The 23,277-nt window shown below is 73.5% G+C and carries 17 protein-coding genes and 1 pseudogene; 7 read left to right on the forward strand and 11 right to left on the reverse strand.

Going from position 1 to position 23,277, the window contains the following annotated elements:
* Positions 1-10: 10 nt before the first annotated feature.
* Both hydA and B0I33_RS16400 read left to right on the forward strand, forming a co-directional pair.
* Positions 11-1,405, forward strand: a complete 1,395-nt coding sequence (gene hydA / locus B0I33_RS16395) for a dihydropyrimidinase (RefSeq protein WP_106179648.1) — start codon at positions 11-13, stop codon at positions 1,403-1,405.
* 14 nt (positions 1,406-1,419) lie between these two features.
* The gene (locus B0I33_RS16400; RefSeq protein ID WP_106179649.1) at positions 1,420-2,418 is read left to right on the forward strand and encodes a TIGR03842 family LLM class F420-dependent oxidoreductase; all 999 of its coding nucleotides are present in this window, start codon (positions 1,420-1,422) and stop codon (positions 2,416-2,418) included.
* A 15-nt stretch (positions 2,419-2,433) separates the two neighbouring features.
* Here the strand turns inward: B0I33_RS16400 and B0I33_RS16405 are convergent, their stop codons facing one another.
* The 4 genes from B0I33_RS16405 to B0I33_RS16420 form a co-directional block, all read right to left on the reverse strand.
* Complete coding sequence (locus tag B0I33_RS16405) at positions 2,434-3,681, reverse strand: serine hydrolase domain-containing protein (protein ID WP_106179650.1); 1,248 nt, start codon at positions 3,679-3,681, stop codon at positions 2,434-2,436.
* A 19-nt stretch (positions 3,682-3,700) separates the two neighbouring features.
* Entirely contained in the window at positions 3,701-4,507 is an 807-nt protein-coding gene (locus B0I33_RS16410) for a siderophore-interacting protein (RefSeq protein ID WP_106179651.1), read from the reverse strand.
* Between the two features lie 99 nt (positions 4,508-4,606).
* Positions 4,607-6,463, reverse strand: coding sequence for an FtsX-like permease family protein (locus tag B0I33_RS16415; RefSeq protein ID WP_106179652.1), 1,857 nt, complete (start codon positions 6,461-6,463; stop codon positions 4,607-4,609).
* A 3-nt stretch (positions 6,464-6,466) separates the two neighbouring features.
* Entirely contained in the window at positions 6,467-7,240 is a 774-nt protein-coding gene (locus B0I33_RS16420; RefSeq protein ID WP_106179653.1) for an ABC transporter ATP-binding protein, read from the reverse strand.
* Between the two features lie 280 nt (positions 7,241-7,520).
* Between B0I33_RS16420 and B0I33_RS16425 the strand changes: the two genes are divergently transcribed.
* The 3 genes from B0I33_RS16425 (at position 7,521) to B0I33_RS16435 (ending at position 11,451) form a co-directional block, all read left to right on the forward strand.
* Positions 7,521-9,230 (forward strand): GMC family oxidoreductase N-terminal domain-containing protein, encoded by a 1,710-nt coding sequence (locus B0I33_RS16425; RefSeq protein ID WP_106179832.1) that lies wholly within the window; start codon positions 7,521-7,523, stop codon positions 9,228-9,230.
* A gap of 13 nt (positions 9,231-9,243) precedes the next feature.
* Positions 9,244-9,882, forward strand: a complete 639-nt coding sequence (locus B0I33_RS16430) for a TetR/AcrR family transcriptional regulator (RefSeq protein WP_106179654.1) — start codon at positions 9,244-9,246, stop codon at positions 9,880-9,882.
* An 87-nt stretch (positions 9,883-9,969) separates the two neighbouring features.
* Positions 9,970-11,451: an acetyl-CoA acetyltransferase gene (locus B0I33_RS16435; protein ID WP_146147512.1), complete on the forward strand. Its 1,482-nt coding sequence runs from the start codon at positions 9,970-9,972 to the stop codon at positions 11,449-11,451.
* Positions 11,452-11,567: 116 nt separating this feature from the next.
* On the opposite strand, the gene B0I33_RS16440 is transcribed toward B0I33_RS16435, so the two are convergent.
* The 4 genes and pseudogenes from B0I33_RS16440 to B0I33_RS30905 all read right to left on the reverse strand — a co-directional run.
* Complete coding sequence (locus tag B0I33_RS16440) at positions 11,568-12,491, reverse strand: SMP-30/gluconolactonase/LRE family protein (protein ID WP_106179656.1); 924 nt, start codon at positions 12,489-12,491, stop codon at positions 11,568-11,570.
* 10 nt (positions 12,492-12,501) lie between these two features.
* Positions 12,502-13,164: a histidine phosphatase family protein gene (locus B0I33_RS16445; protein ID WP_106179657.1), complete on the reverse strand. Its 663-nt coding sequence runs from the start codon at positions 13,162-13,164 to the stop codon at positions 12,502-12,504.
* Positions 13,165-13,198: 34 nt separating this feature from the next.
* Complete coding sequence (locus tag B0I33_RS16450; RefSeq protein WP_106179658.1) at positions 13,199-13,951, reverse strand: SDR family oxidoreductase; 753 nt, start codon at positions 13,949-13,951, stop codon at positions 13,199-13,201.
* 76 nt (positions 13,952-14,027) lie between these two features.
* Positions 14,028-14,168, reverse strand: a pseudogene (locus tag B0I33_RS30905) (S8 family peptidase); the annotation flags it as partial.
* On the opposite strand from B0I33_RS30905, the gene B0I33_RS16460 reads away from it, so the two are divergent.
* Positions 14,124-14,636: a hypothetical protein gene (locus B0I33_RS16460; protein WP_106179659.1), complete on the forward strand. Its 513-nt coding sequence runs from the start codon at positions 14,124-14,126 to the stop codon at positions 14,634-14,636. The pseudogene B0I33_RS30905 and the gene B0I33_RS16460 overlap by 45 nt on opposite strands.
* A gap of 25 nt (positions 14,637-14,661) precedes the next feature.
* On the opposite strand, the gene B0I33_RS16465 is transcribed toward B0I33_RS16460, so the two are convergent.
* On the reverse strand, positions 14,662-16,290 hold the full coding sequence (locus B0I33_RS16465; protein ID WP_106179660.1) for an acyl-CoA synthetase: 1,629 nt from the start codon (positions 16,288-16,290) through the stop codon (positions 14,662-14,664).
* A gap of 97 nt (positions 16,291-16,387) precedes the next feature.
* Here B0I33_RS16465 and B0I33_RS16470 point away from each other — a divergent pair, with 97 nt between their 5' ends.
* Positions 16,388-18,058 carry a bifunctional 3'-5' exonuclease/DNA polymerase gene (locus tag B0I33_RS16470; protein ID WP_106179661.1) on the forward strand — a complete coding sequence of 557 codons (1,671 nt, stop codon included), beginning with the start codon at positions 16,388-16,390 and terminating at the stop codon, positions 18,056-18,058.
* 88 nt (positions 18,059-18,146) lie between these two features.
* Here B0I33_RS16470 and B0I33_RS16475 read toward each other — a convergent pair whose 3' ends face one another.
* Both B0I33_RS16475 and hrpA read right to left on the reverse strand, forming a co-directional pair.
* Positions 18,147-19,319: a sodium:calcium antiporter gene (locus B0I33_RS16475; RefSeq protein WP_245900750.1), complete on the reverse strand. Its 1,173-nt coding sequence runs from the start codon at positions 19,317-19,319 to the stop codon at positions 18,147-18,149.
* Positions 19,320-19,383: 64 nt separating this feature from the next.
* Positions 19,384-23,274, reverse strand: a complete 3,891-nt coding sequence (gene hrpA, locus B0I33_RS16480; protein ID WP_106179662.1) for an ATP-dependent RNA helicase HrpA — start codon at positions 23,272-23,274, stop codon at positions 19,384-19,386.
* Positions 23,275-23,277: the final 3 nt, after the last annotated feature.

The following is a 23,277-nucleotide window of genomic DNA, read 5'->3' on the forward strand; positions in this document are numbered from 1 at the left end:
GGAGGGTGTCATGCTGCTGGTGATCAAGTCCGGCACGGTGCTCACGCCGTCCGGGCCGATCGAGGCGAACGTCGTGGTGGAGGGTGAGCGGGTCGTCGCGCTCACCGAGCACTCCAGCACCGCGTTCGACGAGCGCGCCGACCGCATCCTGTCCGCCGAGGGCAAGTACGTGCTGCCCGGCGGCATCGACGCGCACACGCACATGGAGATGCCCTTCGGCGGCACGTTCTCCGCGGACACGTTCGAGACGGGGACGAGGGCCGCGGCCTGGGGCGGCACGACGACCATCATCGACTTCGCCGTGCAACAGAAGGGCACGTCGCTGCTGTCCACACTCGACAAGTGGCACGAGAAGGCCGACGGTGACTGCGCGATCGACTACGGCTTCCACATGATCGTCTCCGACGTCAACGACGCCACGTTGAAGGAGATGGAGTCCTGTGTGGACGCCGGGGTCAGCAGCTTCAAGATGTTCATGGCCTATCCCGGCGTGTTCTACTCCACCGACGGCGAGATCCTGCGCGCCATGCAGAAGGCGCGGGAGACCGGGTCGACGATCATGATGCACGCCGAGAACGGCATCGCGATCGACCAGCTGGTGGCGCAGTCGCTCGCCGAGGGCAGGGGCGAGCCGGTCCAGCACGGGCTGACCCGGCCGCCGGAGCTGGAGGGTGAGGCCACCTCTCGCGCGATCACGCTGGCCGGGGTGACCGGGGCGCCGCTGTACATCGTGCACCTGTCGGCCGCGCAGGCGCTGGCGGCCGTGGCGGAGGCGCGGAACACCGGGCAGAACGTGTTCGCCGAGACCTGCCCGCAGTACCTGTACCTGTCCATCGAGGACCTGGCGAAGCCGGACTTCGAGGGCGCGAAGTACGTGGCCTCTCCCCCGCTGCGGGAGAAGCACCACCAGACCGACCTGTGGCGGGGGCTGCGCACCAACGACCTCTCCGTGGTGTCCACCGACCACTGCCCGTTCTGCTTCAAGGACCAGAAGGAGCTGGGCCGGGGCGACTTCTCCAAGATCCCCAACGGGATGCCCGGCGTCGAGCACCGGATGGACCTGCTGCACCAGGGTGTGGTGGCCGGAGAGATCTCGCTGGCGCGCTGGGTGGAGACCTGCTCGACGACGCCGGCACGCATGTTCGGCCTCTACCCCCGCAAGGGGGTGCTCGCACCCGGCTCCGACGCCGACATCGTGATCTACGACCCGGCCGCCGAGCAGACGATCTCCGCGGAGACCCACCACATGAACGTCGACTACTCGGCGTATGAGGGCATGCGGCTGCGTGGCCGCGTCGACACCGTGCTGTCCCGGGGCAGGGTACTGGTCGAGAACGGCGAGTACCACGGTTCCCCCGGCCACGGCCGGTTCCTGTCGCGGGACCTCTGCCAGTACCTGAACTGAGGAAGGACGCCGTCATGGACTTCGGGGTGGTGCTGCAGGCCGACCCGCCGGGGAGCGAGGTGGTGCGGCTGCTGCGGGAGGCGGAGCAGCGCGGTTTCGGCTACGGCTGGACATTCGACTCGTGCGTGCTGTGGCAGGAGCCGTTCGTGCTCTACTCACAGGTGCTCGCGGCGACGTCGTCGATGGTGGTGGGCCCGATGGTGACCAGCCCGGGCACGCGCGACTGGTCGGTGCTGGCCTCGCTGTTCGCCACGCTCAACGACATGTTCGGCAACCGCACGGTGTGCGGGATCGGCCGGGGCGACTCCGCGCACCGCGTGGTGGGCAAGCCACCGTCCACTCTGGCCACGCTGCGGACGGCCATGCACGTCGTCAAGGAGCTCGCCGAGGGCCGGGAGGTGGAGCACAACGGCGTCCCGGTGCGCATCCCGTGGGTGCGGGACGGGCGCCTGGAGATGTGGATGGCCGGGTACGGGCCGAAGGCGCTGCGCATGGTCGGCGAGCACGCCGACGGGTTCATCCTGCAGACCGCCGACCCGGCGATCGCGCGGTGGACGATCGGCTCGGTGCGCGAGGCGGCCCGTGCGGCGGGCCGGGACCCGGAGGGCATCACGATCTGCGTGGCCGCGCCCGCCTACGTCGGCGAGGACGTGGCGCACCAGCGGGAGCAGCTGCGCTGGTTCGGCGGGATGGTCGGCAACCACGTGGCCGACCTGGTGGCGCGCTACGGCGACTCCGGGCCGGTGCCGAGAGAGCTGACCGACTACATCGCGGGCCGGGAGGGCTACGACTACGCGCACCACGGCCGGGCGGGCAATCCGTCGACCGACTTCGTGCCGGACGCGATCGTCGACCGGTTCTGCCTGGTGGGACCCGCGGCGGCGCACGTGCAGCGGCTGGAGGAGCTGGCCGAGCTGGGCGTCGACCAGTTCTCCCTCTACCTCATGCACGACCAGCGGGAGGAGACGCTGACCGCCTACGGCGACGACATCGTCCCCAAGCTCACCTCGTGAGTGAGAAACGTCGTTCTAACCACGTTTCTCACTCACGAGGGCCTGGTAGACCAGCTGGCGGAGCCGCTGGCGCAGCGGGTGCGTACTGGAGGGCAGCAGCTGGGTGAAGAACAGCACGGTCAGGTCCTCGGCGGGGTCCACCCAGAACGCCGTGCTCGCCGCGCCACCCCACGCGTACTCGCCCTCGCTGGACAGCGTCCTCGCCTTCACGGGGTCGCGCAGCACCGAGAAGCCGAGCCCGAAGCCGAAGCCGTCGAACGGCATCTCGGCGAACAGCGGGCGGCCGAAGTCCTCCAGGTCGGCGTCCCCGGGCAGGTGGTTGCGCGTCATCAGCTCCACCGTGCGCGGCGCGAGCAGCCGGACGCCGTCGAGCTCGCCCCTGCGGAGCAGGAACTGGGTGAACCGGTGGTAGTCGGCCGCGGTGGAGGCGAGTCCCGCCCCGCCGGACAGGCAGGCGGGCTTGTGCTTGATCAGCTCACCGAACGCGTCGTTGCGCACCGCGCGGCGGGTGCCCGGTTCCGGCACGTACAGCGCGGCGAGCTGGTCCACCTCGTCGCCCTCGACGTGGAAGCCGGTGCTGGTCATGCCGAGCGGGCCGAGGATCCGTTCGGCGAAGAACGCGTCGAGCGACTGCCCGGAGACCACCTCGACGAGCCTGCCGAGCACGTCGGTGGCCACCGAGTACGTCCACTCCGCCCCGGGCTGGAACAGCAGCGGCAGCTCCGCCCACTTCGCGCAGCACGCGGCGAGGTCCAGCCCCGGCGGGGTGGTCCACTCGAAGCCGGCCTCCCGGTACAGGGCGTCGACCGGGTGCGCGTGGTGGAAGCCGTAGGTGAGCCCCGCGGTGTGGGTGAGCAGGTGCCACACGCGGATGGCCTCGGTGGCGGGGACGGTCACCGGGCGCACCGCCGAGCCCTTGCTGTAGACGCGCAGTTCGGCGAACTCGGGCAGCCAGCGGCTGATCGGGTCGGTGAGGTCGAAGGCGCCTTCCTCGTACAGCATCATGGCCGCGACCGAGGTGATCGGCTTGGTCATCGAGAAGATGCGCCACCGGGTGCCGGTCTCCACCGGGCGCCCGGCTTCGAGGTCGGCGTGGCCGCGGCGCGCCACGTGCGCGATCCGGCCGTGCCGGGTCACGACGATCAGCCAGCCGGGCAGCAGGCCCTCGTCGACGTAGCGGGCCATCCGCTCGTCGACGCGGCGCAGGCGCTGGGGGTCGAAGCCGAGTTCGGCGGGGTCGGTCTCCACGGCGAGGTCATTCATGCCCGCCAGTTGTACCCGATCAGCCGAGGAACCGGGCCTTCTCCTGCCGCCAGGCCTCGTCGGTGCGGCCGCGCCGCCAGTAGCCGGACAGCGAGAGCAGCTCGCGGGGGATGCCGCGCTCCTCGAGCAGGTGCGGGCGCAGCTCGCGGACGAACCCGGCCTCGCCGTGCACGAACGCCTGGCAGGTGCCCGGGGGCAGCTCGGCCGCGCGCACGGCGGCCACCAGGTCGTCCCCCGCCGCGCGGTGCAGCCACCGGATCTGCGCGTCGCCCTTCGTGGCGAGCGCCTGCTCCTCGGCCGCGTCCTCGACGAGGAGGAACGCCCGCACCGGTGCGCCCGCGGGCACGGCCTCCAGCGAGGCCCCGATCGCGGGCAGCGCGCTCTCGTCGCCGACGAACAGGTGCCAGTCGACGTCCTCGCGCGGCGCGTACTTCCCGCCGGGGCCGAGGACAAGGAACTCGTCGCCGGGGCGCAGTCCCGCCGCCCAGGGCCCGGCGAGTCCGGTGTCGCCGTGGTGGACGAAGTCGATGGCGAGTTCGCCGGCCTTGGCGTCGAAGTAGCGCACGGTGTAGGTCCGCTGGCGCGGCCAGTGCTCGCGGGGCAGCTCCGCCTTCACCGTCGCCATGTCGAACGGCTCCGGGTAGGTCACGCCGGGCACCGGGAACAGCACCTTGACGTAGCTGTCGGTGAACCCGTTCGGCTGGAACGCCGCCAGGCCCTCGCCGCCGGAGACCACCCGGATCATGTGCGGCGTGATGCGCTCGGTGCGCAGCACGCGCAGGCGGGTGACGGGCTTGCCGCCGGTGCGCGCCGGTTCGTCCGCCATTCGTCGCTCCTCACTGCGCCGGGGCAGGTACTCAGCTAAGGCTACCCTAAGATCAGCCGGTCGGCCCAGCGCCGCTCACCAGCCGGAGTCAGCGGGCCGCTACTCCCCCGCGCCGACGAGGGACACCGGGCGCGGCCGGGTGGCGACGAGGCTGGTCAGCACGCTCGTCACGCCGACCACGACGCACGCGCCCGCGACCACCGCGGCAAGCAGCGGCCACGGCACCCCCACCAGCCAGGCGCCGGTGGACCGCACCGCCGCGGCGCCGATCCCGGCGACCGCGCCCGCGGCGGCCAGCCCGCCGAGGAACAGGCCGATCGCGGCGACGGCCCAGGACTCCACCAGGGCCGCCCGCACGACCTGGCCCCGGCCGAGACCGCTCACCCTGGCGACGGCGAACTCGCGCCTGCGCTCCGCCGCCCCGATCACGACGGCGTTGACCACGGCGATCAGGGTGTACAGCCCGGCCAGGCCCATGATGACGGTCATGATCCCGGCACTGGTGTCCTGTTGCTGGGCGGCGGCGCGGGCGACCCAGGCCTCCGCCGTCTGCACGCGGCCCTCGCCGAGATCCGCCGCCACCCGCGCGGGGTCGGCGCCGGGGTCGAGCCGCACCAGCGTGTGCGCCGGAGCGTGTTCGGCCACCGCGGGCGGCACGAGCGCGCGGGGCAGCAGCACGTCGGCGCCCGCGAACGAGTCGGGCAGCACGGCGACCACCCGCAGCGGCACGGTGCGGTCCCCGATCCGGGCGTCGACCACACTGCCGAGGGGGTGCTCGCCGGAGGCGATGCTGTGGCCGCGCAGGTCGGCGAGCGAGCCCTCGGCCGCGGTGCGGTGGTGGGTGCGCTGGTAGTCCGCCGGGTCGACGGCCACCGCCTCGGCCGCGTCGGTGTCGGTCTCGACCTCACCGTCGTCCACGGTGGTGACCGTGAGCGGCACGCGCAGGCTGAGCTCGGTCGACGCGACCGCGACGCCGGGCACCCCGGCGACCGACGGCGGCCCGTCGGTGGTGACGACGAGGTCGGCGCGCACGTCCTGGCGCAGCTCGTGTTCGGCGGCGGCGCCGAGGGTGGTGAGCGTGCCGGAAAGGCCGAGCAGCAGCGCGACGAGCACGAGCAGCGGCGCCGCCGTCGAGGCACTGCGCCGCACGCCGTCGCGCAGGTTGGCCGCCGCGAGGGTGCCGAGCGGACCGCCCCGCAGCAGCGGCCCGACGAGGCGCCCGACCAGCGGCACCACCAGTGGGCTGAGCGCGCTCAGCCCGATGGACGCGGTGATCGCGATGTTGATCGAGAGCGGGATGGCCGCGACCGGCCCGGCGAACGACGACACGATGGCCAGCGCGACCGCGCCGCCGAGGAACAGCACGCCGAAGAACCAGCGGGACGCGGTCATCACCCGGGCGGCCGCCCCCGTCTCCCGCAGCGCCTCCAGCGGCCGTACCCGCGCTGCCCGCCGGGAGGCGGCGAGCACCCCGGCGACCGCGACGCCGGTCCCGATACCCGCGGACACGGCGACGATCCAGGCGCGCCAGGGCACGGCGAACTCGGCGGGCACGAAGCCGAGCCCGGTGAGCAGGGCGGTCTGGGCCCGCTGCACGAGCAGGCCCAGCGGCACGCCGATCCCCGTGCCGAGCAGGCCGAGCAGGACCGCCTCGCCGAGCAGCAGCCTGCGGACCTGGCTGCGGCCCGCGCCCGCGAGCCGCAGCAGGGCGAGGTCGCGCCTGCGCTGGGCGACGGTGAACGCGAAGGTGGACGCGACGATGAACACGGCGAGGAACGTGGCGATCGCCAGGGTCATCCCCAGCAGCGTGATCGCCTCGACGTACCCGCCGGTGGCCGCGGCGAGCAGGATCAGCAGCGACGACTGCACGAGCGCGACGCCGAGGCAGACGGTGAGCAGGGCGCCGACGAACAGCTGGCCACGCTCGCGGAAGGTGCTCCAGGACAGGCGCAGCACCGGTCACGCCTCCAGCCGGGCGAGCCGCTCGGCGACCTCGCGGGCGCTCGGGGCGAGGGCGCGGTCGGCGATGCGGCCGTCGGAGAGGAACACGACGGAGTCGGCGGCGGCCGCGGCGGCGGGGTCGTGGGTGACCATGACGATGGTCTGCCCCGCCGAGGTCACCATGCCGCGCAGCAGGCGGAGCACCTGCCTGGCGGAGCCCGAGTCGAGCGCACCGGTGGGCTCGTCGGCGAACAGCACCGCCGGGCGCGTCACCATCGCCCTGGCGATCGCCACCCGCTGCTGCTGCCCGCCGGAGAGCTCGCGGGGGCGGTGCCGCCTGCGGTCGTCGAGGCCGACACTCGCCAGCACCTGCCGCACCTGCTTGCCGGACACCCGCCTGCCGGCCAGCCGCAGCGGCAGCGTCACGTTCTGCTCGGCGGTGAGCGACCCGATGAGGTTGAAGCTCTGGAAGACGAACCCGATCCGGCCGCGGCGCAGCTCGGTCAGCTCCCGCTCGCCCGCCGTGGTGATGTCGTCGCCGGAGAGCAGCACCTGCCCCGCACTGACCTGCTCCAGCCCGGCGGCGCAGTGCAGCAGGGTCGACTTGCCGGAACCGGAGGGGCCCATCACCGCCGTCCAGCTGCCTGCCGCGAACGCGATGCTCACGCCGTCGAGGGCACGTACGCGCGCCTGGCCGCTGCCGTAGTCCCGGCTGGCGCCGCGCAGCTCGACGGCCGGGGCGGGCAGGTCCGCGCGGCGGGGCGCGGTTCCGGTGTCCTGGGGTGCTGTCATACCGTTCATCCCACCCGCCAGGGCCCGCCGGGTCACCGGTGCGCGCCCCCGAACCGGGGGTGGGGCAGGCCCTACCCGATGGCCCGGCCGTCCCGTACGGCACCGAAGCCGGATCGCGCCCGGTTCCTCGATCATCCAGGATGGACAGTCTCCGGCCGGACCCCGCGCCGCCGAGGTCGCCGGCGACGTCGCGGTGCGTGCCGCGCGAGCGGGTGACCCCCGCCCGCCGGCACCACCAGAACTCTTGACAGCTTGCCAACAAGGAGCGAATGTGGTGCTCATGACGCAGTTCGACTACGACGTCCTGGTGATCGGATCCGGCTTCGGCGGGAGTGTCAGTGCCCTGCGGCTCACCGAGAAGGGTTACCGGGTCGGCGTGCTCGAGAGGGGCAGGCGGTTCGCCGACCACGAGTTCGCCAAGACGTCGTGGCGGGTGCGCGACTACCTGTTCGCGCCGGGGCTCGGCTGCACGGGAATCTTCCGCGTCACGCCGCTGCCGGACGCGCTCGTGCTCAGCGGCGCGGGCGTCGGCGGCGGCTCGCTGGTCTACGCCAACACCCTCTACGAGCCGCCGGAGGCGTTCTACGCCGACCCGCAGTGGGCGGGGATCACCGACTGGCGGGACGAGCTCGCGCCGTACTACGACCAGGCCAAGCGCATGCTGGGCGTCACGACGTACCCCCGGGTGACCCCCGCCGACGAGGTGATGCGCGAGGTCGCCGAGGACATGGGGATCGGCGACACCTACCACCCCGCCCAGGTCGGCGTGTACTTCGGCGCCGAGGGCACGCGCCCGGGCGAGGAGGTGCCGGACCCGTTCTTCGGCGGCGCGGGCCCCGCCCGGCGTGCCTGCCTCCACTGCGGCGAGTGCATGACCGGCTGCCGCCACAACGCCAAGAACACGACGGTCAAGAACTACCTGCACCTCGCCGAGCGGGCGGGGGCCCGCGTGCATCCGATGACGACGGTCACCGAGGTGCGACCGCTGCCCGGTGGCGGCTACGCCGTCGCGACCGTCCACACGGGCCGCCCCTGGCGCAGGCGGACGTTCACGGCGGACCAGGTGGTCTTCTCCGCCGCCGCGCTCGGCACCCAGCGGCTGCTGCACAAGCTGCGCGACCGCGGCGTACTGCCCCGCATCTCGCCGAGGCTGGGGGTTCTGGCGCGCACCAACTCCGAGGCCGTGCTCGCCGCCCGCACCCGGCGCAGGGACAGCGAGTTCCACCGCGGCGTCGCGATCACGTCGTCGATCCACCCGGACGCCGTCACCCACGTCGAACCGGTGCGCTACGGCAAGGGCAGCAACCTGCTCGCCCTGCTCGGCGCGGTGCTCACCGACCCGGAGCCGGGCAAGCCGCGCTGGCTGCTCGGCCTGCGCGAGATGTGGCGGCAACGGCGTGCGCTGGCGGCGCTGCACAACCCGCGGCACTGGTCCGAGCAGACGATCGCCCTGCTGGTCATGCAGACGCTCGACAACTCGGTGACCACCTACACCCGACGCGGCCTGTTCGGCAGGCGCATGCGGACGCGGCAGGGCGTCGGCGAGCCGAACCCGGTCTGGATCCCGGCGGGCCACGAGGTCACCCGCCGGGTCGCGGACAAGATCGGCGGGATCCCGGGCGGCGGCTGGAACGACCTGGTCAACGTGCCGCTGACGGGACACTTCATCGGCGGCTGCGCGATCGGGGAGTCCCCCGAGACGGGCGTGGTCGACCCCTACCAGCGGCTGTTCGGCCACGAGGGGCTGCACGTCGTCGACGGCTCGGCCATCTCGGCGAACCTCGGCGTCAACCCGTCGCTGACGATCACGGCGCAGGCGGAGCGCGCGATGGCGCTGTGGCCCAACCGGGGTGAACGCGATCCACGGCCTCCGCTCGGGTCGCCTTACCGGCGCGTAACCCCCGTGGCCCCCAAGAACCCCGTCGTACCGGAGCACGCGCCCGGCGCGCTGCACCTCCCCCTGTTCCCGGCACAGGGGGCCTCGTCGTGAGAAACTGCACCGCATGACCACGGAATCGGCGCCCCGGTGGCGGCGGCTGGAACCGGACGAGCGCAAGGAACAGATCTTCACCTGCGCGGCCGAGCTGTTCGGAGAACGCCCGTACGGCGATGTGTCCACTTCGGACATCGCCGCCCGGGCGGGGGTGGCACGCGGGCTGATCAACCACTACTTCGGCACGAAGCGCGACCTCTACCTTTCCGTGGTCCGCCGGGCGCTGACCGTGCCGCACTTCGCGGTCAAGCAGCTGCCCGAGGGGACGCTGGAGGAACGCACGGAGGCGGCCGTCGACTGGTTCCTCGACATGGTCGCCAAGCAGGAGAAGATGTGGCTCGCCGCGATCACCCCCGAGGGCATCGGCCGGGACGTCGAGGTGGACCGGATCGTGGACGAGGCCGACCGGAACTCCGCCGACCGGGTGCTGGAGGCGGTCGGCATCACGCCGGACGACGCGCACTGGGACGAGCTGAACGCGCTCGTGCGGGCCTACGGCGGCATGGTGAAGACGGCGGGCCGCGAGTGGCTGGTCCGCGGGGCGCTCAACCGGCGTCAGGTGCACACGCTGCTGAGCCGCTCGCTGCTGACCCTGATCCGGGACGTGTTCCCCGCGGCAGCCGGGCAGACCACCACCGCCCGGCACTGAGCGGCCCCGGCCCCGCGCGGAGCGGGTCCGGGGCCGCGTCCCGTCCCACACTGTTGGCACTCGGCCAGCAACTGTTACCTTCGGGTCGTGGACCCCAGGACCCCGGTGCTCGTCGGAGCAGGTCAGTACACGTGGCGCGACGATGACGCGGCGACCTCGCCGCTGGAGCTGATGCGGCTGGCGGCCGAGACCGCCTTCACCGACAGCGGCGGCTCCGGCCTGCGCGAGCGCGTGCGCACGGTCGGCGTCGTCGACAGCTTCTCGTGGGGCACCGCCGATCCCGGCGCCCTGCTCGCCGCCGAGCTGGGTCTGTCCCCCGCCGAGACCGTCTACACGCACACCGGTGGCACCGGCCCGGTCGAGCTGCTCGCCGACACCGCGGACCGGATCCGGCGCGGCGAGCTGGACGCGGCCCTGCTCGCGGGCGGGGAGGCGGTCAGGGCCCTGTTCGGCGGGCGCTACTCCGGTGGGCCGAAGCAGCCCGAGGGCACCGCGCCCACGCGGATGCTCGGCGCCGACCGCGAACCGCACCATCCGGTCGAGGCCGCGGCGAAACTGGTGCTGCCGCTCGGCTTCTACCCGCTGTTCGAGAACGCGATCCGGGCGACCGCGGAGCGGGCGCTGCCCGAGCACGTCGGCTGGCTCGGCCGGCTGTGGGCCCGCTTCGCCGACGTGGCCAGGGACAACCCGCACGCGGTGGCGACCGACCCGCCCGGCGCGGACGCCATCGTGGCCGCGGGACCGCGCAACCGGATGGCCGCGTTCCCCTACCGGAAGCTGCTCACCGCCAACATCTTCGTCGACCAGGCCGCCGCGCTCGTGCTGTGCTCCGCCGCGGCCGCCGAGAAGGCCGGGATCCCGCGGGAGCGGTGGGTGTTCCCCTACGCCAGCGCCGTGGCGAGCGACCACTGGTTCGCCGTCACCCGGCCCCGGCTGGACCGCTCCCCCGCCCTCGCGGCCGCCGCCGGTGCGGCGCTGGCGCACGCGGGGGTGGGCATCGGCGACATCGGCCACCTCGACCTGTACTCGTGCTTCCCGTCAGCCGTCCAGGTGGCCGCCACCGAGCTGGGGCTCAGCCACGCGGACCTCACCGACCCGGCCCGGCCGCCCACGGTCACCGGCGGGCTGACCTTCGCGGGCGGGCCGGGCAGCAACTACGTCACCCACTCGCTGGCCACGCTGGTCGGGCGGCTGCGCGGGACACGCGGCGAGTACGGTCTGGCCACCGCGGTCGGGTGGTTCCTCACCAAGCACGGCGCGGTGGTGCTCTCCGCCGACCCGCCCGCGCGGCCGTACGCGCACCAGGACCGCTCGGCCGAGGTCGCCGCACTGCCGCGGCGGGACGTGGCCGTGGCCGCCACGGGCGACGCGACCGTCGAGACCTACACCGTGGTGCACGACCGGTCGGGCGAACCGGAACGCGGCATCGTCTACGCGACCCTGCCGGGCGGCGAGCGCACCGCGGCCGCCACCGAGCACCCGGACACGATCGCCGGGCTGCTCGACGGCGACCCGCTCGGCGCCAAGATCCGGCTCACCGGCGACGCGACGTTCACCTTCCCCGGCTGACGGGCCTGCGCGACCCGCACCCGGACGCAGTGAAGGCCACCTTCACTGCGTCCAACGCACTCAAGGTGGCCTTCACTGCGTCCGGCGCGGCCAAGGTGGCCTTGGGGGACGACAGGTCAGCCGGGGACGGCGGTGATGGCGATGGCGCGTTCCTCGAGGCTGCCGAAGTAGAGCCGGCCGTCCCGCTCGCGGACGCCGGTGAGCATGTGGAAGCCCTCGATCTCGCCGGACAGCGCGTGCACCACCGTGCCCGCGGAGTCGAAGGCGAGCACGCCGCACGTGCGGGACGGCGACGGCTGCAGCCACGTCGGCAGGCGCCGGATCCCGGCGCGCGCCGGAGCGGGCAGCCTGCGCACCCGGTCCAGCGCCGCCACCTTCGGGCTCGCCTGCGTCACCCAGATCAGCCCGTCGCTGCCGGTCGACGTGTTGTCCGGGAACCCCGCCAGCCCGTCCGCGAACACGTCGGTGGTGCCCGCGCGCTCGCCGGACAGCCACACCCGCCGGACCCGGCAGTCGCCGGTCTCGGCCACGGTCACGAACGACTCGTCGGCGGCCAGCGCCACCCCGTTGGCGAACTGCAGCCCGCCCGCGATCTCGTCCACCGTCCCGTCCGGGGAACGCCGGAACAGCCGCCCGGTGCCGGTCTGCTCGATGAGGTCGTCGCGCCACCGCGTGATCGGGAAACGCGTCGACGAGTCGCTGAAGTAGACGGTGCCGTCGGCGGCGACCGCCGCGTTGTTGCAGAACAGCATCGGCCTGCCGGCCACCTCCGCGAGCAGGGTGCGCACGGCGCCGTCGGCGGGGTCCACCACGAGCAGCCCCCGGTGGGCGTCGCACACCAGCAGTTCGTCGCCGTGGAACTCGAGGCCGAGCGGCCGCCCTCCGGTGTCGGCGATCGTGTCGATCCGCCTGCCCTCGTCGGCGATGCGCAGCACGCGGCCGTCGGCGAGCCCGGTGTACACCCGGCCCTCGGCGTCGACCAGGGTGTCCTCGGGACCGTGGCCGTTCACCGGCACGAGCCGGACCGCACCGAAACGCATGGGTGACCTCCTAGCGGTAGCTGAGCAGGGTCGCGCCGTCGCCGTCGAAGTGGCCGTGCTCGTTGAACGACAGCAGCGTCGTCCCGGACCGGCCGGTGACGATCTTGGTGATGCCGGCGTTGACCGTGACCCGGTTGAACGTGAGCAGCCCGGTGTCCGGCTGCCCGGTGAGCGCCCCGCACAGCGCCGCGATCACCCCGCCCGAGGTGAACACCACCGCCTGCTCCCCCTTGCCGAGGGTGGCGGCGAGCTCGTCGAGCGCGGCGCGGCAGCGCCCGAGGAACGCGGGCCACGTCTCCGCGCACGGGCTGGCGTCGCCCGCCCGCACCCAGCCGGTGAGCGCCGCGTCCAGCGCCGCCTGGTACGCCCGCGGGTCGGCGCTGTCCTGTGCCGCCCCGCCGCCGTGGTGGGCGGCGATGTCGACGTGGTCGTACTCGTTCCACCTCGGGTCCTCCTTGGCGACCACCGAGGGTGCCACCTCGGCGAGCGCCGCGGCGGCCGTGGCCCGCTGCCGGGAGAGCGTCCCGCACCGCGCCTCGGTGACGCCGACCCGGCGCCTGCGCAGTTCCGCGCCGACCGCGCGGGACTGCTCGGCGCCGCGGTCGGAGAGCACGTCGTAGTCGGCGGCCCCGAACGAGGCCTGACCGTGCCGCACCAGGAAGATCGCCGCCATCAGCCGTTCCCCCTCTCGGTCGCGGTCCCGCCCTTCACACCAGCCTCCGCAGCAGCCGGACGGGCAGCAGCCGGATGACGACGCTGAGCGGCGCCCAGGGCAGCGCCGGGATGCAGGCGCGCGCCGGTTCCCGCTCGATGGCCTTCACCAGGGCGCGTGCGCCGCGGTCGGCGCCGGTGAGCAGCGGGGCGCGGCCCGCCGACCCGGTCATCTCCGACTCGATGTAGCCGGGCAGCAGCGTGGTGACGCGGATGGGGGTGTCCAGGGTGTCCGCCCGGATACCGTCGGCGAGGGCGGTGACCCCCGCCTTGGCCGCGGCGTAGGCGGTGAGGTTGCGGGGCATGCCGCGCAGCGCGCTGAACGACGAGACGACCACCAGGTGGCCCGCCTGCTGCTCGCGGAAGATCCCCAGCGCGGCCTCGCACTGGGCCAGCGCGGCGACGAAGTTGGTCTCGGCGGTCTGCCGGTTGGCGTAGAAGTACCCGGTGCCCACCGGCTGGCCCTTGCCGAGCCCCGCGTTGACGATCACGCGGTCGAGACCGCCCAGCTCGGCGCGGAACTCCTCGAAGACGGTGAAGACGCGGTCGTGGTCGTTGACGTCCAGCCCGCGGGTGACCACCCGGATGCCGGGGTGGCGCCGCGTCAGCTCCTCGGCGAGGGCGTCGAGGCGGTCGGTGCGGCGGGCGCACAACGCGAGGTTCCGGCCCGCGGCGGCGAAGCGGCGCGCCATGCCCGCACCGAGGCCGGAGCTGGCTCCCGTGATCACGATGTTCTTCCGGTTGGCCATGCCTCATCATGGCATTACCGACAGGTAACACGGTGGTGGCCCGGCGCCGCGCGCGCCGGGCCACCGCCGGACGGCGTCACTCGCCGGTGTAGAGCAGCCGGTCCGGCGTCCCCAGCCCGGGGTTGGTGATCGTGCCGGGGGTGGCGGCGGCGGTCAGCGCGGCGGCCACGACGTGCGGGGTCGCCATCGACGTGCCGCTGATCGTGTTGTCGCCGCCGGGTCAGGCCGGCACCGCACGAACGCGGCGGGCGACGCCTTCGCCCGGCCCTGCGCGGGCGCCATCGCGCGGAGCGGGCTGAGCCTCGACCGGCTGCGGGCGCTGCGCAACTGCCGTGTCGGCCGGATCGAGACGGACTCCGCGCGCGGCGTCACGCTCGCGGAGCTGCTGTTCGACCGCGTGCTGGAACGCGGCGAGACCCACCTGGCGGAGTACTCGCTCGAGCACGGGGCCCCGCCCGCCGAGCCGCCGAACACCCACTTCCGGGAGTTCGACCGCCCGGTCCGGGAGTACCTGCTGGAGGTGCGGTTCGGCGCCGGGAGCAGGCCACGCCGCAGCTGGCAGTACGCCCGCGCCGGAGCGGAGGGCCCGCCCGAGCACCGCGAGCTGCGGTTCGACGAGTCGTCCGGGGTCCACGCCGTCGCGCTCGACCTCGGCCCCGGCCTGTTCGGCCTCGGCTGGTCGTGACGCCCGCCGGTACCCGCTCGCGGCCTCACGACAGCTGGTTGCGCAGCACCTTTCCGGTGGCGTTGCGGGGCAGCGCGTCGAGGAACTCGATCTCGCGCGGCACCTTGTAGCGGGCGAGGTTGTCGCGGACGTACTCACGCAACGAGTCCGCGTCGAGCCGGGCACCCTTCGCGGGGACGACGAACGCCTTCAGCCGCTGGCCGAACTCGTCGTCGGGCACGCCGATCACCGCGGCCTCGGTGACGTCGGGGCGCTCGGCGAGCAGGTTCTCCACCTCGATCGGGAAGACGTTCTCGCCGCCGGAGACGATCATCTCGTCGTCGCGCCCGTCGATGAACAGCAGGCCGTCGGAGTCGAAGTGGCCGACGTCGCCGCTGGCGAGGAGGCCGTCGATGATCTCCTTGTTGCGCCCGTCGGTGTAGCCCTCGAAGCTCAGGCCGCTCCCGACGAACACCCGCCCGGTCACGTGGGGCTCGGTGATCTCCCTGCCCTGCTCGTCGTACAGCCGGACGCGGCAGCCCACCGGCGGGCGGCCGACGGTGCCCGGCGCCCTGCGCCAGTCCTCCGGCGTGGCGACCGTGGCCACGGCGACCTCGGTGGAGCCGTAGAGGTTGTGGACGACGTCGCCGAACAGGGCCGTGGCGCGGTTGCCCAGGTCCGGCGCGAGCGCGGAGCCCGCGACGAACACGATCCGCAGCGACGAGGTGTCGTACCGGCCGACCACGTCCGGGCCGAGGTCGACGATGCGCTGCAACATGGTGGGCACCAGCACGAGCGCGGTGCACCGGTGCTCCTCGATGCCGCGCAGCGTCTCCTCCGGGTCGAACCGGCGGCGCACCACCACCTTCGACCCGAGCGCGAACGAGAGGATGAACTGCGACAGGCCGGTGCCGTGGAACAGCGGCGCGCCCAGGAACGTGCTCTCCCCGACGCGCAGCGGGATCCGGTCGAGGAACTGCGCGGAGTCGAGCCCGGAGATCTTCGGGCGCGGGGCGCCCTTCGGGGTCCCGGTGGTGCCGCTGGTCAGCAGCACGAGGGCGCCGGGCCGGGCCGGTGGCGGCAGCGGGCGGTCGTCGGTGCCCTCGATCAGCTCGTCGAGCACGGGGATGTCGTGCCCCGCGGGGTCGGTCTCGGTCCAGGCCAGGTAGCGGTCGACCGGACCGCGCACCTCGCCGAGCAGGCCGGTGAACTCCTCGTCGTACACGAGCACGGTGACGTTCTCGCGCTCGGCGACGTCGGCCAGCTGCGGCTTGGCGAAGCCGGTGTTCATCAGCAGCAGCGGCACGCCGAGCTTGCCCGCGGCGAGCATCGTCGTGACCAGTCCCCGGTGGTCGCGGCAGAGCACCGCGATCGTCGAGCCCTCGCCGACGCCCCGCTCGGCCCAGGCCCGCGCGAGCGCGTTGGAACGCAGGTCGAGCTGGGTGAACGTGAGCGGACCGCGCTCGTCGACGAGGCCGACCGCCTTCGGGTCGCGGCGGGCGGCGATCCGGGTGGCCCCGGCCAGCGCGCCGAGTCTGCGCACGGCCGCCAGCGAGCGAAGGCCTTCGTCGAGCCGGGGGAAGGGCACCAGCCCGGCCCTGCGGAGCACCTCGACGCTGCGGACGGTCTCCGTCAGGCGGGTCGCGAGCCCGGCCACCGTCAGCGGCCTCTTCATCCGAGCACCTCCGTGTGCGCTGTGGTCGAGTGAAACCTACCCGCGAGTAGGTACGGTTGTCGAACAGGCTGTCGGTGGCACCACACAGAATCACCCCGTGCACATCATCGTGGCGCGGGATCCGGACGGCACGTTCGCCGCGCGTGCCCCGGAGGGCGGTCCCGCGGCGAGCGGGCTGAGCGCGGCCGAGCTGGCCCGGCACGCGGCGGGGTGGGAGCGCGAGCTGCGGCCCCGATGGGTGTTCACCTCGGTGGAGCACGACTACCCGGCCCTGCTCGGCGGCGGTGTCCGGGTACGCCGCTGCCACGACCTCGCCCTCACCGAGGGCCTGCTGCTGGCGGCCGAGGAGAGGGGCGAGCAGCCGCGCTCGCTGGCCGCCGCCTACGCGCGGGCGCGCGGGCTGGAACCGCCCGCCGAGGTGGAGTACACCGCACTCGACGACCAGCCCGCGCTGTTCCAGCCCCGTGGCCCCGGCCTGCCCGGCGGCGTGGCACCGCTCGACGCGGCGGAGCTCGTGCTCGCCGAGCAGCGACGGCGGATCGGGCGGGTGCCCCACCCGGACCGGATGCGGCTGCTCGTGGCGGCCGAGTCGGCGAGCGCGCTCGCGGCGGCGGAGATGTCGGCCGACGGGCTGCCGTGGCGCGCCGACGTGCACGATGCGCTGCTCACCGAGCTGCTCGGGGGCCGGGTGCCCGCCGGGCAGCGCCCGCCGAAGCTCGCCGCGCTGGCCGAGCGGATCCAGGAGGCGTTCGGCGGCAGGCCGGTCAACCCCGACCACCCCGGCAGCGTGGTGCGGGCGTTCGGGCGGGCGGGCATCGAGGTGCCGTCCGCGCGGGCCCACGTGCTGCGCGCGCTCGACCACCCGGCGGTCGAGCCGCTGCTGGAGTACAAGGAGCTGGCCCGGCTGCACTCGGCACACGGCTGGGCGTGGCTGGAGCACTGGGTGCACGGCGACCGGTTCCGGCCGGTGTACGTGGTGGGCGGCGTGGTGTCCGGGCGGTGGGCGAGCCGGGGCGGGGCGGCGCTGCAGATCCCGCGCGCGCTGCGGGTGTGCGTGCGGGCCGATCCGGGCTGGAAGCTCGTCGTCGCCGACGCCGCGCAGCTCGAGCCGAGGGTGCTGGCCGCGCTGTCGGGCGACCGGGGGCTGGCGCGGGTGTCCGCGTCGGCCGACCTGTACGACAGCCTCGCCGACGCGATGTTCGGGCAGGCCAGGGGGCGGACGCCGGACGACAGGGGCCGGGCGAAGATCGCGATGCTGTCGGCCATGTACGGCGGCACCGCGGGCGAGGCGGCGTCGCTGCTGGCGTTGCTGCGGCAGCGCTTCCCGGAGGCGGTGTCGTACGTGGAGCGCGCGGCGCTCGCCGGGGAGCGGGGCGAGGTGGTGCGGTCGCGGCTGGGCCGCACCTCGCCCCCGCCCTCGGCGGCGTGGCGGGCGCTGACCGGCGGCACCGGCGACGAGGGCACCGCGCGCCGCGCGGCCCGGGACTGGGGCCGCTTCACCCGGAACTTCGTGGTGCAGGCCAGTGCCGCCGACTGGACGGCGGTGCTGCTGGCCACCCTGCGCGGCCGCCTGCCGGAACCCGCGCGTCTGGTGTTCTTCCAGCACGACGAGGTGCTCGTGCACGCCCCCGCCGGCCTGGCCGAGCGCGTGCGCAGCGGCCTGGAGGAGTCGGTCCGCGAGGCGTCGGCGCTGGTGTTCGGCACGTCGTGCCCGGTGCGGTTCCCCATGGCCGCCGCCGTCGTGGACTGCTACGCCGACGCCAAGTGACCCGCGAGTCCCCCGCTCCCGCACGCAAGTGCCGCGGTCGGCGGGATGGGGTGTGCGACCGGCTCCGGTCCTGGGCGGGGGACTCGCGTCAGAAGGCGAGGATCAGCACGGCGGTGGCGTAGATCGCGGCGAGCATGACGCCGTCGAAGCCGAGCCGCCACCAGCCCCTGCGCTGCCGGACCAGCAGGCCGCCGAGCAGCACCGCCGTCATGAGCAGCGCGGAGCCGGTGAGGAAGAGCTGGTCGGGGGTGGCCGCGTGGAACAGCGAGCCCGCGCGGAAGACCACGTCGCCGAGCACGAGGTTGAGCGCGTCGAGGCTGTTGCCGCCGATGACGGCGGCCACGGCCAGCGTGAGCGCGCCCCGGCGGACCGCCGCGACGGCGGTGACGGTCTCGGGCAGCGCGTTGACCACGCCCATGAAGATAGCGCCGACGAGCCCCGCGGCCAGTCCCGTCTGGACGACGAGGCTCTCCGCCGCGCGGGCGATGGCCCAGCCCCCGACCACCACGACGGCCGCGATCAGGACGAACTCGCCCCACAGGGTGCGCGTGCGGCGCCTGCCGAGCGCGCCGTGGTCCTCCGGTTCGTCCGGTTTGGTCTCCCGCGTGCTGACCGCGCGCCACATCGGCTCCCGCTGGTCGTGGATCAGCTTCAGCCCGCCCGCGTAGAGCGCGACCATGACGAACGAAGCCGGATGCACCCCGGCGACGGTCACGTCCGGGCTGAGCGACGCCAGCAGCCCGGTCCCGAGCAGGACGATGAGCAGGCATCCGAACAGCAGGTTGCGCACCGACGCCGCCGCGTGCTCCAGGTTGACCCGCCGGTGGGCGGCGTCCGCGGCGACGATCGCCAGCGTCTGTACCGCGATCCCGCCCACCGCGTTGCTGTAGGCGAGCTCCGGCTGTCCCTGGGCGGCGCTGACCCCGGTCATCGTGATGCCGGACAACGACGACGCCACACCGAAGAACACCGCGCCGAAGAACGCCTCGCCCCAGCCCGTTCGGTCGGCGAGCGCGTCACCGAGACTCGCCAGCCGGATGCTGCAGACGACGGTCAGCGCGCCGGCCAGGACGAACACCGCGATGGCCCAGCCCAGCGGCCAGGGCTGGGTGAGCACGGACATGGGTCCCGGATAGCCCGAACCGCCGGACACTACACACGCGCGCGTGTCCGCCACCGGCGCGCGCGTGTCCGCCATCGGCGCGCGCGTGTCCGCCATCGGCGCGCGCGTGTCCGCCATCGGCGCGCGCGTGTCCGCCATCGGCGCGCGCGTGTCCGCGTCGCACGGCGCAAACACGTGTCCGCAGCCGGCGGACACGGCGGCGTCAGGCGGCGGCGTCCAGTGCGCGCAGGATTCGCTTGGCCGACACCGGGTAGGCGGTGCGCAGCGTCTGCGCGAAATAGCTCACCCGCAGCTCCTCGATCATCCACCGCACCTCGGCCAGCTCAGGACGCGGTGCCGCGTGCGGCGGGAGGGTGTCGAGCACCGCCTGGTACTCCTGCCGCAGCCACGCGATTTCCCGCAGCCGCTCGGCGTCGCGGGCCGGGTCACTCGGCAGCTTCTCCAGCCTGCGCTCGATCGCGCGCAGGTAGCGCACGAGGTCGGGCAGCCGGTCGTAGCCGGTGGCGGTGACGAAACCGGGGTACACCAGCCCGTCGATCTGCGCGCGCATGTCGGCCAGCGACTCTCCGAACGCGTCGCCGCGCGTGTCCGCCAGTTTCGCCTCGGTGTCGTGCAGGGCGTGCAGGACGTTCTCCACCTCGCGCAGCACCGACAGCACGGTGGGGTTGAGCGCCCCACGGACCTTCTCCAGCAGCGCGCCGAACTCGGCGTCCGTCCACACCGGACCACCGGCGTCGGTGACGAGCCGGTCGACGGCGCAGTCGACGCAGTCCTCCAGCAGTGCCGCCACACTGCCGTGCGGGTTGCGGCCCAGCACCAGCTTCGACCGGTTGTCCAGGTTGCGGTTGAGGTACTTCATCGGCGAGGGCACGTTGAGCCGCACCAGCCGCCGCGTGCCCTCCCACATCGCCCGCCGCTGCTGCTCGGGGGTGTCGAGCATGCGCACGGCGACGCTGTCGCCCTCGTCCACCAGCGCCGGGTAGGCCTTCACCTCGTGCTCGCGCTGCCTGCCCTGGAACACCCTGGGCAGCTCGCCGAAGTCGGGCGTGCGCAGGCCGGAGCGTTCGACGCTGTCGGCCGCGGCCGAGATGGTGGCCCGCAGCCGCCCGCTCAGCCGTTCCTTGAGCTCGTCGAGGTCCTTGCCCTCGGCGAGGGTCCGGCCACGGTCGCCGAGCACCCGGAACGTCATCCTGAGGTGGCCGGGCACGGCGGTCCAGTCCCACGCGTCGTAGGGCACGGTCACGCCGCGCAGCGCGGCCAGCTCGCGGGCGAGCACCTCCAGCAGTGGACCGTCCGCAGGCGAGACGCGGGCCAGCACCTGCCGTGCCGTGTCGGGCGCGGGCACGAGGTTGCGCCGCAGCTGCTTGGGCAGCGACTTGATCAGCGCGGTCACCAGCTCCTCGCGCAGGCCCGGCACCTGCCACTCGAAGCCCTCCGGCCGCACCTGGTTGAGCACCGGGAGGGGGATGTGGACGGTCACGCCGTCGGCGCCGGTGCCGGGCTCGAACTGGTAGGTCAGGTCGAACCGCAGCGACGACTGCGTCCACGTGCCCGGGTAGTCGGTCTCGCTGACCTCGCCCGCCGTGGCGTTGATCAGCATGGTCTTCTCGAAGTTCAGCAGGTCGGGCGTCCGCCCGCGCTCCTTCTTCCACCAGCTGTCGAAATGCCGTGCCGACACCACGTCGGACGGGATCCGTTCGTCGTAGAAGGCGAACAACGTCTCGTCGTCGACGAGGATGTCGCGGCGGCGCGCCCGGTGTTCGAGCTCCTCGACCTCCTCGAGCAGAGCGCGGTTGTCGTGGAAGAACCGGTGGGAGGTGTCCCAGTCGCCCTCCACGAGGGCGTGCCGGATGAACAGCTCCCGCGACAGCTCCGGGTCGACCCGCCCGTAGTTGACCTTCCGCCCGACCACGAGCGGGACGCCGTACAGGGTCACGCGCTCGTTGGCCATCACCGCGCCGCGCTTGCGTTCCCAGTGCGGCTCCGAGTACGTCCGCTTGACCAGATGCTGGGCCAGCGGCTCCACCCATTCCGGCTCGATGCGCGCGTTGACCCGCGCCCACAGCCGCGAGGTCTCCACCAGCTCGGCGGCCGCGATCCAGCGCGGCTGCTTCTTGAACAGCGCCGAACCGGGGAACACGGCGAACCGGGCGCCACGGGCGCCCAGGTAGTCGCCCTTGGCCGGGTCCTTCAGGCCGATGTGCGAGAGCAGGCCCGCGATCAGCGACGTGTGGATGCGCTGCGGGTCACCGGGGACGCTGTTCACCGTGATGCCGAGCGGCTTGGCGAGCTGCCGCAGCTGGCTGTAGATGTCCTGCCACTCGCGCACCCGCAGGTAGTTGAGGTACTCCGCGCGGCACAGCTTCCGGAACTGGTTGTTGGACAGCGCCTTCTGCTGCTCGGTGAGGTAGTTCCAGAGGTTGAGGTAAGCCAGGAAGTCGGAGGTGGGATCGGCGAAGCGGGCGTGCTGGGCGTCGGCGGCCTGCTGCTTCTCCGCGGGTCGCTCCCGGGGGTCCTGGATGGACAGTGCGGCGGCGATGATCATGACCTCGCGGGCGCAGCCGTTGCGGTCGGCCTCGACGATCATCCGGCCCATACGCGGGTCGACGGGCAGCTGCGCGAGCTTGCGGCCGGTGTCGGTCAGCCGCGCCCGGCTGTCCTTCCCGGACCGCTCGAACGCGCCGAGCTCCTGCAGCAGCTGGGTGCCGTCGGTGATCTGCCTGCGGTCGGGCGGTTCGACGAACGGGAACGCCCCGATGTCGCCGAGCCCGAGCGAGGTCATCTGCAGGATGACCGAGGCGAGGTTGGTGCGCAGGATCTCCGGATCGGTGAACTCGGGCCGCGCCGCGAAGTCCGCTTCGGAGTACAGCCGGATGCACACGCCGTCGGACGTGCGGCCACAGCGGCCCTTGCGCTGGTTGGCCGACGCCTGCGAGATCGGCTCGATCGGCAGCCGCTGCACCTTGGTGCGGTGACTGTACCGGGAGATCCGCGCCGTGCCGGGATCGACGACGTACTTGATGCCGGGCACGGTCAGCGAGGTCTCGGCGACGTTGGTGGCGAGCACGATCCGTCTGCCGGTGTGCGGCTGGAACACGCGGTGCTGGTCCGCGGCCGACAGCCGCGCGTACAGCGGCAGCACCTCGGTGTTCGGCAGGCCGAGGGCGGTCAGCGCCTCGTTGGTGTCGCGGATCTCCCGCTCCCCGGAGAGGAACACCAGGATGTCGCCCGGCCCCTCGGCGCAGAGCTCGCGCACCGCGTCGGAGATGGCACTCACCTGGTCGCGGTCCGGGTCGGCGTCCGGGTCGTCGGGGTCCACGATCGGCCGGTAGCGCACCTCGACCGGGTAGGTGCGGCCGGACACCTCGACGATCGGCGCGCCGGAGAAGTGCCGGGAGAACCGCTCCGGGTCGATCGTCGCGGAGGTGATGATCACCTTGAGGTCGGGGCGGCGCGGCAGCAGCTGCTTGAGGTAGCCGAGCAGGAAGTCGATGTTGAGGCTGCGCTCGTGCGCCTCGTCGATGATGATCGTGTCGTACTGCCGCAGCATCCGGTCCTGCTGGATCTCGGCGAGCAGGATGCCGTCGGTCATCAGCTTGACCAGCGTGTCGTCGCCGGAGGTGTCGGTGAACCGCACCTTGTAGCCGACGCACGCGCCCAGCTCGGTCCTCAGCTCGGCGGCGATGCGCTCGGCCACGGTGCGGGCGGCGAGCCGCCGGGGCTGCGTGTGCCCGATCTGGCCGCGCACGCCGAGCCCGAGGTCGAGGCAGATCTTGGGCAGCTGCGTCGTCTTGCCCGAGCCGGTCTCCCCCGCGACGATCACCACCTGGTGGTCGCGGATCGCCTCGGCCAGGTCGTCGCGACGTCTGCTGACCGGCAGCTCGTCCGGGTAGGAGATGCGCGGCACGGCCGCCCGCCTGCGCTCCACGCGCCGCTCCGCCTCGGCGAGGTCCTCGGCGATGCGCGCGGCGACCGCCTGCCGGTCGCCCGCCTTGCGGGCGCCGTCGATGCGCCGGCGCAGCCGGTGCGCGTCGCGTGCCATCAGGCCGGGCAGGCGGGAACGCAGCTCGTCGAGCGGGGAGGAAGCGGACATACG

This window comes from Prauserella shujinwangii, from assembly GCF_003001955.1.
In the GTDB taxonomy this organism is placed as follows: domain Bacteria; phylum Actinomycetota; class Actinomycetes; order Mycobacteriales; family Pseudonocardiaceae; genus Qaidamihabitans; species Qaidamihabitans shujinwangii.

Coding starts and splice junctions, on each gene's coding strand:
- hydA (WP_106179648.1), top strand. CDS start 11: ATGCTGCTGGTGATCAAGTCCGGCACGGTGCTCACGCCGTCCGGGCCG.
- B0I33_RS16400 (WP_106179649.1), top strand. CDS start 1,420: ATGGACTTCGGGGTGGTGCTGCAGGCCGACCCGCCGGGGAGCGAGGTG.
- B0I33_RS16405 (WP_106179650.1), bottom strand. CDS start 3,681: ATGAATGACCTCGCCGTGGAGACCGACCCCGCCGAACTCGGCTTCGAC.
- B0I33_RS16410 (WP_106179651.1), bottom strand. CDS start 4,507: ATGGCGGACGAACCGGCGCGCACCGGCGGCAAGCCCGTCACCCGCCTG.
- B0I33_RS16420 (WP_106179653.1), bottom strand. CDS start 7,240: ATGACAGCACCCCAGGACACCGGAACCGCGCCCCGCCGCGCGGACCTG.
- B0I33_RS16425 (WP_106179832.1), top strand. CDS start 7,521: ATGACGCAGTTCGACTACGACGTCCTGGTGATCGGATCCGGCTTCGGC.
- B0I33_RS16430 (WP_106179654.1), top strand. CDS start 9,244: ATGACCACGGAATCGGCGCCCCGGTGGCGGCGGCTGGAACCGGACGAG.
- B0I33_RS16440 (WP_106179656.1), bottom strand. CDS start 12,491: ATGCGTTTCGGTGCGGTCCGGCTCGTGCCGGTGAACGGCCACGGTCCC.
- B0I33_RS16445 (WP_106179657.1), bottom strand. CDS start 13,164: ATGGCGGCGATCTTCCTGGTGCGGCACGGTCAGGCCTCGTTCGGGGCC.
- B0I33_RS16450 (WP_106179658.1), bottom strand. CDS start 13,951: ATGGCCAACCGGAAGAACATCGTGATCACGGGAGCCAGCTCCGGCCTC.
- B0I33_RS16465 (WP_106179660.1), bottom strand. CDS start 16,290: ATGAAGAGGCCGCTGACGGTGGCCGGGCTCGCGACCCGCCTGACGGAG.
- B0I33_RS16475 (WP_245900750.1), bottom strand. CDS start 19,319: ATGGCGGACACGCGCGCGCCGATGGCGGACACGCGCGCGCCGATGGCG.
- hrpA (WP_106179662.1), bottom strand. CDS start 23,274: ATGTCCGCTTCCTCCCCGCTCGACGAGCTGCGTTCCCGCCTGCCCGGC.